Consider the following 15188-nt stretch of genomic DNA (forward strand, 5'->3'; position numbering starts at 1 on the left):
CCGCGAATGGCGGCCTCCAGAAGGTCTGCCAGAAGATCGCGTCAGGGGGCTCGTCAGGAGATCACACCAGGCGATCGCGCCGGAAGCGGCCCGCAGGAGAAACCCGCCCGGGCGACGGGGCGTGGACGACGGCCAGGCGTACAGCCTGCCAGTCCAACCAGAACATCAGGGATGCTGAACGGCTTATGGTGAACGACGTGGAGAATGGTGAGGCGGCGGGCGGCAATGGCCTGTCAAAAAGCTACATGCTTGCCGTGGAGGATACGGATTTCCTGCTGCGCGACGAGATGCGCGCGTTCCGCTTTGGGCTGGAGTTCGCCAAGGCGGAGCTGACCTTGCGGGATTGGGGCATCCGCTCCACCATTATTGTGTTCGGCAGCGCCCGCATTCCATCGCCGGAGCAGGTTGAGGCGGCGCAGGCCGCCGCGCGCGCGCCTGAAGAACTGCAGCACGTGCAATGGATGCGCGGCCAGATGCGCTACTACGACACCGCCCGCGAGTTCGCCCGCATCGCCTCGGAGCGCGGCGGCGCCTTCGCGCCGAGAAACCGCTGGCGCGACAATGTCATCGCCACCGGCGGCGGCCCGGGAATCATGGAGGCGGCCAACCGGGGCGCGGCGGATGTGCGCGCCCCCAGCATCGGCTTCAACATCACCTTGCCGCATGAGCAGCATCCCAATCCCTATTCCACGCCCGAGCTGACCCTGCGCTTCCACTATTTCGCCATGCGCAAGATGCACCTGGCCATGCGCGCCAACGCCCTGGCCATTTTCCCCGGCGGCTATGGCACGCTTGACGAACTGTTCGAGGTGCTGACCCTGCAGCAGACCGGCAAGGCGCCGCGCATCCCGATCGTACTGTTCGGCAAATCCTACTGGCAGCGGATCATCAACTTCGACGCCCTGGTGGAAGAAGGCGCGATCTCGGCCGAGGATCTGAAGCTGTTCGAATATGCCGATACGGCCGAAGAGGGGTGGGAATCGCTGGTTCGCCGGGGCATCACCGCCATGCCGCCCGGCTGATCCAGCCCGGCGCGGAATAAAGGCAGCATCCGGCGCAGCGGCGACGCTTCGCCGGATCATCTTTTCGCCGGACAGTCCGCCCGCGGGCGCCGGCCGGCGATAGCCTGCTGACAACGACCTGTCCCAGGCGCCTGCGGCGCAGGCACAATTCACGCGCCGCGTTGCGCCTGCTCCAGCGCCTGGCGCACGATCGCCGCGCCAAAATCGCCGGACGCCGCGCCAACCAGCTGCGGCCCGGCGAAACCCGGAACAGTCACGGGCTGGCGCATGTGGTTGCGGATCCGGTGAACCGACACGAGGCTGTGCGCCACGAACACCTCGTATTCCGTCACCGGCGCGCCGGCGGGTCCCCTGATGGAAAACACCACATGCGCGTTCTTGTAGGCGTCTTGCCCATCTGACGAAAAATTGCTGCGATAATCAATCTGGACAGCGCCGCCCGACGCCGCGACGCACTGGTCAATCGCTGTGATCACCACGCTTTCCAGCCAGTCCGCTGCCATTTGAAATGCCTGCCGCCTCACCAGCCTGGCGGTCTCGGCCCGGGTGCTGCGCGCATCATCCCTTGCCCTTTCAGCGGCAAGCTGACTGGAGACGCGCGCGCTGTACGGACTGGTTGGCATGGCTGTAGCGGCCCCCGGAATATGAGGCTCACAAAGCCTCCAGAAAAAAAGCAGCCGCCCAACAGGGCGGCCAGGCAAGACTGCCAGGCGAAATTGCCAGGCAGGACTGCCAGACAGGGCAATGCGGCCAGGACAGGGATCGCACAGAAGCCTCAAGGCGTCAGCAGACATGCATCAAAAACGCGTCGGCGACCGTGTCAAACTATGACGCGGCCGCGAACCCACGCGTGCGCCAGAACACATGCAGACCGGCTTATTCACGCCAGGAGACGGCAAGATCCGTGATTCCTTCCAGCGGCGCTTATCGCCGCATCCCCTGCCAAAGCACAGGTTGCGGGGGCGTTGGCCGCGCGCCACACTCCCTCGCGGTTCACGCACCTTTTTGGGGGAAACAAGCGCCATGGCTGATGCGGACGCAATTGTCATAGGCGCGGGTCTTGCTGGCCTCGTCGCCGCCACTGAACTGGCCGACGCCGGCAAACGGGTGATCGTGCTTGATCAGGAATCGCGCCAGAATCTCGGCGGCCAGGCCTTCTGGTCACTCGGCGGCCTGTTTCTGGTCGACACGCCGGAGCAGCGCCGGCTGGGCGTCCGCGACAGCGTGGAACTCGCCTGGGGGGACTGGCTTGGCGCCGCCGGTTTCGATCGCGACGAGGACCATTGGCCCCGCCGCTGGGCCGAGAGCTATGTGGCCTGGGCTGCCGGCGAGAAACGCGCCTGGCTGCGCGCCATGGGGCATCGCATTTTCCCCATCGTTGGCTGGGCCGAACGCGGCGGCGCCAGCGCCCTCGGTCACGGCAACTCCGTTCCCCGTTTTCATGTCACCTGGGGAACGGGCCCCGGCGTGGTGGAGTTGTTCACGCGCCGGGCGCTGGCCGCGGAGTCTGACGGCCTGATCCGGTTCTGCTTCCGCCACCGGGTGGACGAACTGACGCGCTCCGGCGGCGCCGTCACAGGCGTGAGCGGCGCGGTGCTGGCCGGGGACGACGCCCCCCGGGGCGTCAGCAGCAATCGTGAGGTCGCTGGCGATTTCGCCTTTACCGCTCCATCGGTCATCGTTGCCAGTGGCGGCATCGGCGGCAATCCCGAACTGGTGCGCAAGGCGTGGCCAGCCCGGCTGGGGACGCCGCCAGCGCGCATGGTCGTCGGCGTTCCGGCGCATGTGGACGGCCGCATGCTGGGCATCGCCCGGACGGCCGGCGCCCGGCTGATCAATGGCGACCGCATGTGGCACTACGTGGAAGGCCTGCAAAACTGGGATCCAATCTGGCCGGATCACGGCATCCGCATCCTGCCCGGCCCCTCCTCCCTGTGGCTGGATGCGCGCGGCGCGCGCCTGCCCGCGCCCTGCTATCCAGGCTACGACACGCTGGGCACGCTGGCCTTCCTGCGCCAGACCGGGGCCGATTATTCCTGGTTCATTCTCACCCAGTCGATCATTCGCAAGGAGTTCGCCCTCTCCGGCTCGGAGCAGAATCCGGATCTGACCGGACGCGACTGGCGACTGGTGGCGCGGCGGGCTGTCGGCAGGCGGGCGACGGGGCCGGTCGAGGCGTTCAAGCAGCATGGCGCCGATTTCGTCGTCGCCGACAACCTCGACGACCTGCTCGCCGGCATGCAGCGGCTGGCTGGGGACGGGTTGCTTGACGCTGGAAAAGCCCGCGCGGAGGTGGAGGCGCGCGATCTGCAAATGGCCAACCCTTACGTCAAGGACAGCCAGGTCATGGGCATCCACAACGCCCGTCGTTATCTGGGCGACAAGTTGGTTCGCACCGCCGCCCCGCACCGCCTGCTCGACCCCAAACATGGCCCGCTGATCGCCGTGCGGCTCAACATCCTGACCCGCAAGACGCTGGGGGGCCTGGAAACCGACCTGGACGGCCGCGTCTTCGGCGAGGACGGCCAGATTGTCCCGGGCCTGTATGCGGCGGGCGAAGCCGCAGGCTTTGGCGGCGGCGGCATGCACGGCTACCGGGCGCTGGAAGGGACATTTCTCGGCGGCTGCCTGTATTCCGGCCGGCAATGCGGTCGCGCCGCAGCGCGGGCGGCCGGCTGACGCTCACGACAGCCCCAGGGCGCCAGGGGGCCCCGGCCAGCGTCGCAAATCCGCATCGCGCCGGCGCCAGAAAAATGCCGGCGCCCCGGCATCCAGCGAGCTGATTTTCGCCAGGACGGCGTCCGCCGCGCCGCAAGCCGCCCCAGCGGCCGGTTGGGCAGCCTATTTGCCCTGAAAGCGCGGCTTGCGCCGCTGGAGGAACGCATCAACGCCCTCCCGGTGATCGTCGGTGAGACTGGCCAGGGCGAACTGGTCCACGTCCATGTGGCTGGCCAGATCGTCGAGGGCGTGCGTCAGCCGGTTCACCGTCTGCTTGGTCATGGCGGTGGGGATCGGCGGCTGCGCGGCGACCTTTTCAGCGAGCGCCATGGCCACGTCGAAGGCGTGGCCAGGCTCCGCCAGCTCCTCCACGAGGCCCCACTCCCGCGCCTCAGCGGCGGGGATGCGCTGGTCCGCCAGAATGACCGCCTGCTTGGTGCGCGCCGGCCCGATCAGATGCAGCATGCGCGGCACGCTCTGCCAGCTCATGTTCATGCCAAGGCCAATTTCCGGAACGCGGATATGGGCGTCGCGCGCCATCACGCGGAAATCAAGCGCGACGGCCAAAGCGGCGCCGCCGCCAATGCAAAACCCCTCGATCGCCACGATGGTGATCTGGTCCATGTCATGCCAGGCGCGGGTCAGGCGCGGCCCCAGCCGCAGATGCCGGCGCAGATCGCCCAGGTTCATGTCCGCGCGCGAGCGCCCTTCCGGGTCCTTCAGATCAAACCCGGCGGAAAACGCCTTCGCCCCTCCCCTCAGCACCACCACCGAGGTCACGGGGTCATCCTCGAAACTGCGCGCCGCATCCGTGAGCTGCCGGAGCGCATCGGGCGAGAGCGCATTAACGCCGTCGTGGCGATCAAAAGTAACGACCGCGATCCGGCCTTCCGGCCCAAGCCCGCGTTCCGTCGTGACGTATTGCTGCGTCACTGCTTCCTCCCATATCGCCCAATCCGGCGGGCGCCCCCATTTTGTTGACGGGATCATGGCAGCCCGGCCGGAAGCTGGAAAGCCCGGAGCGCCGCCGCGCTGAAACGTTTGAGCCGCATTGCCGACGCACGACCAGTCTGGCCGCCGCCAACTGAGCGCAGCCAGGTGAACGCCGCCAAGTAAACGCCGCCAACTGAGCTCCGCCAAACAAGCGCCTTCATGTGAGCGCCGCCATGCAACCCCGGAGCGGCAGCGCCGCCAGCGCCTTGCGGCCGGACGGAAGCATCCGCCGGATCAGGATGCGCTCAACACATGGGAAACACGCCCCCAATCCTTGTTGACCGGCATCCGCCCCAACAGGTTGCGCGATGAGGACGCAGTCCAGCTCTGGCCGCGCCTGCGGGAAGGTTTATCTTGGTTGCAGGATGGCAAAATTGCCGTTGGCCTGTGCAATCAGCCGGTCCGCAAGGTAAAGACGCGATTCGAGATTGGCGATCGTGCGCCCGCGATTGAGGATAACCGTTTCGCAGCGGACAATTCCGGCGGCCGCCGGACGGAAGTAATTGATCTTGATCTCGATGGTAACGCACGACTCTCCCTTGTTGAGCGTTGGATACAGCACCATCCCCATGCCCGTGTCGGCAAGCGCGTAAAGCACCGCGCCGTGCGTAACCTGATGCGGGTTATGGTGGATGTCCGGCGTCACTTCGATCGAACAGACGCTGCGCTCGGGGCTGCGCTCATCGATACGGAGGCCAATCGTGCTGGCAAAGGGATGGATATGCAATGTATCCGGAACATTCGGCACGGTGAGCGACCTCCCTGCATTGACTGATTCTTTTTCTGGCAAGCGGATTTAAATACATAAAAGCACTGCGCGCCATTTCGATATGGCGCAGGGGCCATTCGATTGGCGAATGCATCGCCAGCGCTTCCAGCCGGCGGCCGCCGCACGCGGCTCCGGGGCCACGCCAGCGCGAACGGGCACACCGCCCAAACGCCCGACCGACCACGCAAGAAGGCCGCGCAACAGATCCGGCGCGAAGCAGAAACAAGGGAAACATGGTCTGGCAAACAAAAATGGTGCCGGCGGAGAGGATTGAACTCCCGACCTTCGGTTTACAAAACCGCTGCACTACCGCTGTGCTACGCCGGCCCATCAGACAACCAGCAGGTGCGCTGGCCGTCAGGCGCGGAATTTCCGCGCGCTGACCGTCGGGTATCAACATTTGGCGTCTGAGGCAAGGTTGCCCGCCGTTCCAGCGGTGGATTCGCAGGGCGCGTGTCCATCTGGCCGCATGCGGCCGCCGGGGCTTTTCAGGCGGCGTATCGGCGGCCATCATCGCGCCCGGATACAAACCACCAGATCACCCCAAATAATCGCCCCAAAAGCGGGCTGCATCAGGGAGAGACGTTCATGTTCGAGGGTAACCGCGTGGTTGCGCATACGCGCGCCCGTTTTCCGATTTTCCAGTCGCCGATGACGTGGATCGCCCGCGCGCCGCTTGTGTCGGCCGTATCGGCAGCGGGCGGCTTCGGGCTGCTGGAGAGCACTTCGCGCGATCTTGCCATGACCACGCGTGAATTCACGGCCATTCGCGCCGCCACCAACGCCCCCTTCGGCGTCAATCTTCCGGTGCGCTACCTGAAAGAAGATCCGGCGGAAGAACGGGCCATCATCGACTGGCTGCTGCAGCAAAAGATCCATTTCGTCACCACTTCGGCGGGCGACCCTGGCCGGTACGTGCGCATCCTGAAAGATGCCGGCGTCGTGGTCTATCACGCCACCGCCACGCTCTATGGCGCGAAAAAGGCGGTGGACGCGGGCGTCGATGGCCTGATTGTTGAAGGCGCTGAAAGCGCCGGCGTGCGCAATCCCGAGGAAGTGCACAGTTTCGCGCTGCTGCAGGCGGTGCGCGAGGCGGTGGACGTGCCGCTGGTGGCCGCTGGCGGCGTGGTGGACGGGCGCGGCATGGCGGCGGCCTTCGCCCTTGGCGCCGAGGGCGTCACCATGGGCACGCGTTTTGTCGCGTCAGCCGAAAGCCCGGTGCATGAGAACTACAAACGCGCCATCGTCGCCGCCCCCAGCGCCGGCACCGCCCTGATCGACAACCCGCCCGGCGCCCGCATGCGCGGCCTGAAAACCCCTTACGCGGAAGCGGTGCTGAACGGCGAGCGCGCGCAGCTTCCCTACAAGGACATTATCGACAGGCTGTATGTGAACGGCGATGTCGACGGCACCTCGGGCGCCGCGGGCGAAAGCTCCGGGTTGATCCGGGAGATCAAAACCGCGCAGCAGATCATTGACGACACGATCAGCAGCTTCTGGAGCCAGATCGACAGGCTCGCCGCCCTGCGCGCGCGCGCCTGAGGAAACCGCCTGAGGAAGCCGCCTGAGGAAGCTGCCTGAGGAAGCCGCGTCCTCCGGGCTGGCGCATTGCGCGTCAGCCCCCGTCCCACCCGGCTCCGCCGCCGCGCAGGCGTCGCGTCCCCGCCGCGTCAGTGCAATGTGTGGGTGTAAACGAACTTGGGCATGCTCCAGCCATAGCGCAACGCGAGCATGCGCAGGCTCAGGCCGACGACCATGGCGATGCCGGTCGCAGCGTCATGGGGCATGCCGACGATCTGCCCGCCCACGTACAGCACGCCCGTGACAATCGAGACCGTGGCGTAAAGCTCGGTGCGGAACAGCAGCGGAATGTCGGCGCACAGCATGTCCCGCAACACGCCGCCAACGCAGCCCGTGATCATGCCGGAAGCAATGACGATGACAAACGGCATGTGCATGGCGATGGCAATATTGCAGCCGATAACGGTGAACACCACCAGGCCAATGGCGTCCAGGAACAGAAACAGCTTGCGCAGGTGGTGCATGTAACGGGCCACGGCGATGGTGGCCAGCGCAGCGCCGGCTGTAATCAGCAGATAGGAGGGATGCTCGACCCATGACAACGGGTGTCGGCCCAGCAGCACGTCGCGCACGGAGCCGCCGCCCAGGGCGGTGATCGGCCCCAGCATGGCCACCCCCATCCAGTCCATGGAGCGTCGCCCCGCCACCAGCGCCGCCGTCACCGCTTCAGCGATAATGGCAATAAGATAAAGCACCTGAAGATAGTACGCAGCGTCCAAACTCATGGATCTCGCCCGGAAAAGTGGAAACCGCGCCCTGCCGCCAACCGGACCATGTGTCCTGCGCAACAGCCGCGCCTCGCGTGATTAAAGTGCGTCAATTCAAAAAGATAGGCCAATATCACACTGGAGCGCGTTCCCCCCGGGCAGAATCGTTCGATCGCCCGGCAAGCCGCTCCGAACAGGCAAAACGGCAGCCGTGGCTGGTCCATATGGCCATCAGCGGGCCAGCGGGCGGGTCCTGAGGGGCCACGGGTTGGCGGGCTGCATGGCTGTAAAATCGTCCGCCGCCATTGCGCCTGACAGTATGCGTGCTACGAAAGAGGCGGGAGGATTAACTAATGCGCTCTTTACTTGCTGGCCTCGCGATTCTCGCAAGCATCATGACAGTTTCATCTGCCTCGGCCCAGGAAGGTGATCTGGCCAAATACTGCCCATCCGACATCAAACGGCTGTGCGCCAATGTGCAGCCGGGCGGCGGCCGCATCATGAAGTGCCTCAAGCAGCATTCCAAAGAAATCTCGGTTGGCTGCGCCCAGGCGTTGCAGAAAATGAAGGGATAAGGCGCCCTGCCTCCTCCGGCGGCTCCCGCGTCGCGGATGACCGCAACGCGTGGGCATGCCGGGAGCGGACGGGAGGGAGCGTTTGCCAGGCGGGGCGCTGCTGTTCCGCTTACAGCCCGCTGACCTTCCGGCTATCGCCCAGACGTGGATTGGCGCCTGAGATCGCTGCCTTCAGCAGCGCCACCGCAGCGCGCAGGCGCCCCAGGCCACCCCAGATCTCGGCCTCTTCGGGCTGAAACGTGATGAGCCGTATGGCGGGATCATCAGGCGACGTCCACCAGGCGCGATCGGTGACGCTGAAGATTTCCCCGATCATCACCCGGTCGTCGGAAACGTCGGCCCGGCCCGACAGGGCCAGATAGTTCTTGCCATGATGATCGGCGAAGTTGAGCGAAACCAGCGGGAAGCGGTGCACCTGGTCTTTTTTGGCGCTCGCCTCGTCGGTGAGGAAGTAAATGGCGTGGCGCTCGCGGTTTGGCCGGGCTGAGACCGGCCGGGAGCGCTGACGCTCCCCATCCCACGTCACCAGCATGCAAACGCCAATCGAGTCGACAAGCTCCCAGACCTTGTCGACAGCTTCTTCCTGGGAGAGATTGCCGTACAGGGTCATTGGCGTAGCCCCCTGTTTCGCAAGCCCCCTCGCCAAGCATTTGATAACGCCTGGCGCGTCATCTTGTTCCCCCAAACGCACCGCTCCGGCCCGCGAGGCGTCATTGCACTTCAGCGCAGAAGCTCCGGCCGGCATGCCCTGGATACGCGAGGCGAGGCTGGCCGTCACCGGTCATAGCCAGGCAGCCTTTCCCACCACCAGCTGGAGACAGGCGCTGCGTCCAGAGGAAACGCCATCCGAAAAATGTCAACAGGTTGCGCCAATACGCAATCAACGCCTATCTGTCCCCGCCCGGCTCCCGATCAGGTTCGGCGTCAGGTCCGGTCTTACGGATAAAAAAAAATCGTTTCCGAGGGGATATCATGTCAGACACCACAGCCCGCGTCGCACGCCTGTCCCGCCGCGACCTCCTTCGCCTTGCTGGCCTTGCGACCGTCGCCGGGGCTGGCGGCGTCGCCTTGCCGGCCTTCGCGAAGGGCGCCTATGACGTTGGCGCGGACGATCACGAAATCCGCATTGGCCAGACGGCGCCGTTCAGCGGGCCGGCTTCTTACGTCGGCGTATCGAGCCGCGTGCAGATGGCCTATTTCGAGCGCCTCAACAAACAGGGCGGCGTCAATGGCCGGCAGGTGAAACTGATCGCCGTCGATGACGCCTACAGCCCGCCGAAAACCGTCGAGGCGACGCGCCGGCTGGTGGAGAGCGACCAGGTGCTCGCCATGTTCAATTCGTCCGGCACCGCCTGCCAGACAGCCGTGCATAAATATCTGAACGGTCGCAAGGTCCCGCAACTGATGATCAGCACGGGCGCGGCGCGCTTCAACAATCCGAAGGAGTTCCCCTGGACCACGCCTGGTTCCGCGCTCTACGCCACCGAGGCCAGGGCGCTGGCGCGCCACCTCCTGCAGGCCTCGCCCGACGCCAAAATCGCCATTCTGCACCAGATGGACGAGATGGGCCGCGATTATGTGGCCGCGTTCAAAAGCGAATTGGGCGATCGCGCCAAAACCATGATCGTCGCCGAGACGACATATGAAACCGGCGATCCCACCGTCGACTCCCAGGTGGTGAAGCTGGCCAGCTCCAACGCCGACGTGTTCGTCAACCTCACCATGGGCAAGTTCGTCTCGCAGTCCCTGCGCAAGGTGCGTGAAGGCGCCTGGCGTCCGGACCAGTACCTGATGAGCATCTCCTCCACCAATTCGCTGCTGAAGCCGGCGGGAACGGAGGCCGCGACCGGCGTGATGGGCCTGCGCACGGCCCGCAATGTGTCGAGCCCGCGCTGGAAGGACGATCCGGCGGTGAAGGACTATCTGGCCCTGCTGGACGCGCATCTGCCCAATCTGGACAAACGCGATAACGTCGGCTTCATGGGCTATTCCATGGCCAATGTCCTGCATCAGCTGCTGACCCGCTGCGGCAATGACCTCACGCGCGCGAACCTGCTGAAAGTCGCCACCAATCTCACCGACATGACCGCGCCGATCAACCTGCCCGGCGTCAATTTCGCCACGACGCCACAAGACTATTCGCCCCTGAAGAACTTTGAGCTGGCGCGTTTCGAAAACGACGACTGGACGGCGATCAGGATGCTGGGCTGACAGCCCCACGCCGCCGCCAGAAAGCGGCGGAGGCTCCGGGCAGGGGATCCAGCCCGCGGCGGACAGGAAAACCCGGCGCATGTCGCCGGGTTTTTCCATGGTGCGGACCCCGGGCCGCTCCCGGAAAATCCGTCGCGCGAACAATGCTGCGGCTCACCGGCATGGGGCTTCCCTTCGCGAAAAGTCGACGTCGCTTTCCCGGCAGCGCGCCAGCTCATGCGGTTTGTCAGATAATCAGCGGCCCATTCAGATCGGTCGCCGGCTTGGCGCCCACGTGCTCGACGCGCCGGCTCCAGTTGGCGCCGAGGAAGTAATAGCGCAGGCTGTCCTGGGCCGGGTCGATCAGGCCCTCCAGCCTGGCCCGCAACAGGGTCCATTGCGCCGGATCGACCTCGATTTCGAACACCGAATACTGCACCCGCTGGCCAAAGTCCCGGCAAGCTTTCGCCACCCGCCGCAGCCGGCCGGCGCCGCCAGGTTCGCTGGTCCGGACGTCATAGGTCACAAGCACAAGCATGGCTTACTTCCATATCCAGGGCGGATAGCCATCGAGATCGCCGCGCAGATGCCGGGCCAGCAGCAGCGCCTGCAAATGCGGAACCAGGCCCAGCGGCGCGCTTTCCTCCAGGAACGGGTGGCGCCGCTCCTCCTTCTTGCGCTCCTGCCAGGCGGTCAGCACCGTGCGCCGGCCATCCTCCGTCAGCGTCACCGCGCCGCCGTCGCGCCATTCGAAATCCCGCGCCCGCAACTGGCGGCGGTTGAGCAGCGACAGCGCCAGCCGGTCAGCCATCACTGGCCGCATTTCTTCCATCAGATCCAGCGCCAGCGACGGCCGGCCCGGGCGCTCGCGATGCAGGAAGCCGACGGCGGGATCGAGCCCCACGCCCTCCAGGGCGCTGCGGCAGTCATGCGCCAGCAGGGTGTAGAGAAACGACAGCAGCGCATTGACCGGATCGAGCGGCGGTCGGCGGCTGCGCCCGAGGAAACGCACCTGCGCATCCGGCGACCGCACCAGATGGTCGAACACCGCAAAATACAGCTGGGCGGCTTCACCCTCATGGCCGCGCAACACGTCGACGCCCTCCCCGGCCAACGCCGCCCGGCGCAGGATGCGCGCCAGCCGGTCCACGGCGGCGGCAATGGCGGTTCGGGCTTCCGGCGACATGGTCTCGCCGTAATCGCGCAACGCCCGTTGCAGCACCACGCGCTGGTTGGCGATCTTGCCGCAAACGATGCTGCGCACGATCTCATCCGGAGCGTCGCTCGCCCGATACTGCGCCCGGCGCAACAGCACATTGCCGGACACCGGCCCCTCGATCCGCGCCTGGAACCGGCCGGTACGGTCAAGAAGCACGATGCTGACGCCGCCAGCGGCCAGGGCCTGGATCAACGGCGGCGTCACCAGCACCGCGCCGAACGCCACCACCGAACCCAGCATGTGAAACGGTACGCGGCCTCGTTCGACGCCGTCGATCTCGGCCACCAGATTCTCGCCATCCTTGCGCAAGGCGGCGCCTTCAGTGGTGATATAGACCGTGTTGAGCAGCTTCTTCATCAGGTCGCCTCTCAACCTGCTGGCAGGTCGCCCGGTCAGGCCGGTAGCGCCGCCAGGGCAAAATCCGCTCCTGCGGAACAGGATTTCATCCGGTGGATCCTGGCTGTCAGGCTCCCGGCGCGTGAAGCGGCCGCGCTCCCGGCGGAAAACGCGCTGTCACCCAGGCCCCTCCCCCAGCGCGCCGCCCACCGCCGCCGCGCGGAACGCCAGGGCGGACTTGCCGGCGAGCGTCGGCCGGCACAGGTCGATCAGCGAGCACGACCGGCAGCGCGACGCCTTGTATTGCGCCGGCGGCGTGCGCCCGGAGGCGATCACCGCCCCAAAGGCCAGCGCCGTGCTTTCCGTCAACGCCCGCAGGCCGGCGTCGAACGGCACGACGACCCGGCGGCGCGTCTCGCCGTAGAACAGCGCGCCCTCCGGCACGGCCTCGCCGGTCATTTCCTCCAGACACAGGGCCTGGGCGCACAATTGCACCTCGTCAGCCCGGTGGGTCTTGGGCTTGCCGCGTTTGTACTCCACCGGAAACGGCGTTTCGCCGTCAGGCCCGGCGTGAAACTCCACCATGTCGGCGACGCCCGCCAGATTAAGCCGCCGGCAGGCCAGCGCCATGGCGCGCACATGCCGGATGGCGCCGCGGGTGCGAACGCCCGGCCGGTCGGCCGCCGCGTGCAGCACCTGCCCCTCCGCCGTGAAGCGGTTTTCCGCCCACAATTGCTCCACATGGATCAGCGCCGCCTGGCGCAGGCAAAACACCGCGTGCTGCAGCGCCGAAATGGCGATCGGCTCGGCGGGCGTTGCTATGGGAGCTTCTGCGAGGGTTTCTGTGGGCTGCTCCATGGCGGCGACCTCATGGGCTCAGGGGCGATCCCGCAGCAATACCTTGCCCGGGCCCGCCCCGATCAGAGGATTTCCAGCACCTCCACCTGATCGGGGATGGCGGCGCGATCGATAGCGACCTCGTAGTCGGCGAAGCGGCGCGGCGGCGGCAGATTGTCCAGCCGCCGGCTGGCCGGATCGTAGCTTTCGCCATCAACGTTGCGCAGCACCCGCACCGCGTCGAACAGCCTGTGCGCCGGCGCGTTGCCCAACGCCGAGCCATGCCGGAAAGCGATGATCTTGCGCGCCGTCATCTCGCCGCGCGAGGCCGAGCGGTCATGCTCGAACATGTTGGCCAGGGCCTCGAACAGCAATTGCATGTCGGCTTCGGAGAAGCCGGTGCGCCCGGCGAGGCTGGCGTTGACGAAGATGTGGGCGCGATACAGCCCATAAGGCACAATATATTTGCGGCCCATGGTGCGGTTTTCGGTGCGCCCCTCGCCATCGTCCTTGTCCCGGTCCGCCTTCTCCTTCTCGGTGGTGGCGGCCATGCGGGTGATGGTGATCTCCAGCGGCATGATCGGCTCGACGGACGAGGCGAAGGCCAGTTGCACCGGCCCGCGCACCTGGCCGGCGTTGATGCCGGTGCTCATCACCGCGCCGAAGGTGCGCACGTCGAAGAAGTTCTCGCACATGAAGCCGGTGACGGCCCTGGCCTCATCATCGCTTTGCGGATTGAGCTTCTTCTCCTTGTCCACCTTCGCGTCGCCGGCGCGCACCGCTTTGTAGGCCTCGCGGTGGCGCTCGTTGAGGATGCTCCCCTCCTGGACGTAAATCCGGTGTCCGGGCTCCGCGCCCTTCGCCAGCTCCACATAATTGCGGATCTTGCGCTTCAGCGACACGTCGGTGACGAGGCCGTGGTTGGTCTCCGGGTCGATGCGCGGCAGGTTGCCGGCGTCAGGGTCGCCATTGGGATTGCCGTTGGTGACCTCGAACAGGAAGACAATGTCATAGCGGTTGGCGAGCGTCGTCATCAGGCGTCATCCCCCTCGGCGCCGGCTTCTGCGGCCTTGTCAGATCTGGCGAAGTATTTGTTGCGCTGGTGGTAATAGCCGAGGGCGAACAGCGCCTGGCTTTTATCGGAAAGGTTGGCCGGGAACGGATCAGCCGACGGCTCCATCATCTCCATGATGCCGGCGATGTCCCGCTCCAGATTGACCATCCGCCCCCGCTGCTGCTTGCCGAGCCGCGACAGGTGGTTCTGCGACAGGCTGGCGAGCGTGGTGAACACCTTGCGCGGATGCGCGGCGGCGGCGCCGTAATATTTGTCAGTCACCGAGGCATTGACGTCGCCCAGCGCCGCATACTGGATCTGCTGGTAGACGGCGAACAGCCGGCCGAGCACATAGCCCGGGTCCTTACAGGTTGGGTCGAGCGCCACGGGAGCCCCCACATCAAAGTTCCGGATCAGGATGGATTTGAGCATCGCCACGCGGGTGGCGTTGATGTTGTGATCGGCGCGGATGCGCATCAGCACGGTGTTGAGCAGCGTCAGCGGATAGGGCGCGCCGCTGAGAATGGCGCGCAGCCAGTCGCCGGCGAGATTGGGCGGAATGTTCTCGCGCTTGCGCAGCGTCGCCGTCTCCAGCAGCATCCGCCACAACGACAGGGTGTTGCGCGGCGGCGGCTCGATGCGCAGATTTTCCTGGTGCGCCGCCACCCGCCCGGCCAGTTCACGAAATTCGTTTTCGATATAAAAGCGCACGGAGATGCGCGCGGCGTTCGGCGCGAGGCCAACCACATAAAACCGCACGCCAGACGCCAGCGCCCCAGACCAGTCGGGAACCGTCAGACCATCCCGCACCCGTTTCAGGGCTTCGCCAACCCGCTGCGCCTCAACCTCGTCGTCGACATCGAAGAAAGAAGCGAAAATCCCCGCCGCCGCCTCATTGGCGGCCTCGTCGTCGCCGTCGGCCCAGAACACCGTCGAGGCGTCTCCGATTTGCAGGCGATGGCAGCTGTCCCGGTCAAGAAACTGGTTGAGCATGCCAGTGTAGGCGGCTGCGGCCGCCCATGTGCAGGCGTGCTTCGGAGCGGAGGGCGACGTGGTGGCCGCCATCGCCACCGGCTCGATCACCACAATCCAGCAAGTCGACGACTGGCCGTGGCCGGCCTGAGGCCGGCAGCGAATATCGAACCAACCAAACTGGAGGCACCACTCGACTCCGACACAAGGATTCG

General features: G+C 65.9%; 15 protein-coding genes and 1 tRNA gene. 5 read left to right on the forward strand and 11 right to left on the reverse strand.

Annotated features, from left to right (window positions below; translation table 11 throughout):
* Positions 1–185: 185 nt before the first annotated feature.
* Complete coding sequence (locus tag ACERNI_RS05815; RefSeq protein WP_448832336.1) at positions 186–1022, forward strand: LOG family protein; 837 nt, start codon at positions 186–188, stop codon at positions 1020–1022.
* Positions 1023–1171: 149 nt separating this feature from the next.
* On the opposite strand, the gene ACERNI_RS05820 is transcribed toward ACERNI_RS05815, so the two are convergent.
* Complete coding sequence (locus ACERNI_RS05820; protein ID WP_448832337.1) at positions 1172–1498, reverse strand: hypothetical protein; 327 nt, start codon at positions 1496–1498, stop codon at positions 1172–1174.
* A gap of 547 nt (positions 1499–2045) precedes the next feature.
* Between ACERNI_RS05820 and ACERNI_RS05825 the strand changes: the two genes are divergently transcribed.
* Positions 2046–3701, forward strand: coding sequence for an FAD-binding dehydrogenase (locus ACERNI_RS05825; protein WP_448832338.1), 1656 nt, complete (start codon positions 2046–2048; stop codon positions 3699–3701).
* Between the two features lie 162 nt (positions 3702–3863).
* Here ACERNI_RS05825 and ACERNI_RS05830 read toward each other — a convergent pair whose 3' ends face one another.
* The 3 genes from ACERNI_RS05830 to ACERNI_RS05840 all read right to left on the reverse strand — a co-directional run bounded on the left by ACERNI_RS05830 (position 3864) and on the right by ACERNI_RS05840 (position 5829).
* A complete protein-coding gene (locus ACERNI_RS05830) occupies positions 3864–4673 on the reverse strand; it encodes an enoyl-CoA hydratase/isomerase family protein (RefSeq protein ID WP_448832339.1) in 810 nt (269 codons plus the stop codon).
* Positions 4674–5082: 409 nt separating this feature from the next.
* Positions 5083–5481: a PaaI family thioesterase gene (locus ACERNI_RS05835; RefSeq protein WP_448832340.1), complete on the reverse strand. Its 399-nt coding sequence runs from the start codon at positions 5479–5481 to the stop codon at positions 5083–5085.
* A gap of 273 nt (positions 5482–5754) precedes the next feature.
* Positions 5755–5829 (reverse strand) — tRNA-Thr (locus tag ACERNI_RS05840).
* 261 nt (positions 5830–6090) lie between these two features.
* Between ACERNI_RS05840 and ACERNI_RS05845 the strand changes: the two genes are divergently transcribed.
* Positions 6091–7044 carry an NAD(P)H-dependent flavin oxidoreductase gene (locus ACERNI_RS05845; RefSeq protein WP_448832341.1) on the forward strand — a complete coding sequence of 318 codons (954 nt, stop codon included), beginning with the start codon at positions 6091–6093 and terminating at the stop codon, positions 7042–7044.
* Between the two features lie 128 nt (positions 7045–7172).
* Here the strand turns inward: ACERNI_RS05845 and ACERNI_RS05850 are convergent, their stop codons facing one another.
* Complete coding sequence (locus ACERNI_RS05850) at positions 7173–7808, reverse strand: trimeric intracellular cation channel family protein (protein ID WP_448832342.1); 636 nt, start codon at positions 7806–7808, stop codon at positions 7173–7175.
* 377 nt (positions 7809–8185) lie between these two features.
* Between ACERNI_RS05850 and ACERNI_RS05855 the strand changes: the two genes are divergently transcribed.
* Entirely contained in the window at positions 8186–8365 is a 180-nt protein-coding gene (locus ACERNI_RS05855) for a cysteine rich repeat-containing protein (RefSeq protein WP_448832343.1), read from the forward strand.
* 109 nt (positions 8366–8474) lie between these two features.
* On the opposite strand, the gene ACERNI_RS05860 is transcribed toward ACERNI_RS05855, so the two are convergent.
* Entirely contained in the window at positions 8475–8975 is a 501-nt protein-coding gene (locus ACERNI_RS05860; RefSeq protein ID WP_448832344.1) for a pyridoxamine 5'-phosphate oxidase family protein, read from the reverse strand.
* 362 nt (positions 8976–9337) lie between these two features.
* Here ACERNI_RS05860 and ACERNI_RS05865 point away from each other — a divergent pair, with 362 nt between their 5' ends.
* Positions 9338–10576, forward strand: coding sequence for an ABC transporter substrate-binding protein (locus ACERNI_RS05865; RefSeq protein WP_448832345.1), 1239 nt, complete (start codon positions 9338–9340; stop codon positions 10574–10576).
* Between the two features lie 226 nt (positions 10577–10802).
* On the opposite strand, the gene cas2 is transcribed toward ACERNI_RS05865, so the two are convergent.
* From cas2 to cas8c, 5 genes are all read right to left on the reverse strand, one after another.
* A complete protein-coding gene (gene cas2 / locus ACERNI_RS05870; protein ID WP_448832346.1) occupies positions 10803–11093 on the reverse strand; it encodes a CRISPR-associated endonuclease Cas2 in 291 nt (96 codons plus the stop codon).
* Between the two features lie 3 nt (positions 11094–11096).
* Entirely contained in the window at positions 11097–12131 is a 1035-nt protein-coding gene (gene cas1c, locus ACERNI_RS05875; RefSeq protein ID WP_448832347.1) for a type I-C CRISPR-associated endonuclease Cas1c, read from the reverse strand.
* A gap of 156 nt (positions 12132–12287) precedes the next feature.
* Positions 12288–12968 carry a CRISPR-associated protein Cas4 gene (cas4, locus tag ACERNI_RS05880; protein ID WP_448832348.1) on the reverse strand — a complete coding sequence of 227 codons (681 nt, stop codon included), beginning with the start codon at positions 12966–12968 and terminating at the stop codon, positions 12288–12290.
* 62 nt (positions 12969–13030) lie between these two features.
* Positions 13031–13981 (reverse strand): type I-C CRISPR-associated protein Cas7/Csd2, encoded by a 951-nt coding sequence (cas7c, locus tag ACERNI_RS05885; RefSeq protein ID WP_448832349.1) that lies wholly within the window; start codon positions 13979–13981, stop codon positions 13031–13033.
* Positions 13981–15084 (reverse strand): type I-C CRISPR-associated protein Cas8c/Csd1, encoded by a 1104-nt coding sequence (cas8c, locus tag ACERNI_RS05890; RefSeq protein WP_448832350.1) that lies wholly within the window; start codon positions 15082–15084, stop codon positions 13981–13983. The genes cas7c and cas8c overlap by 1 nt, the downstream gene beginning before the upstream one ends.
* Between the last annotated feature and the right edge of the window lie 104 nt (positions 15085–15188).

The sequence above is a fragment of the Camelimonas sp. ID_303_24 genome (assembly GCF_053543495.1).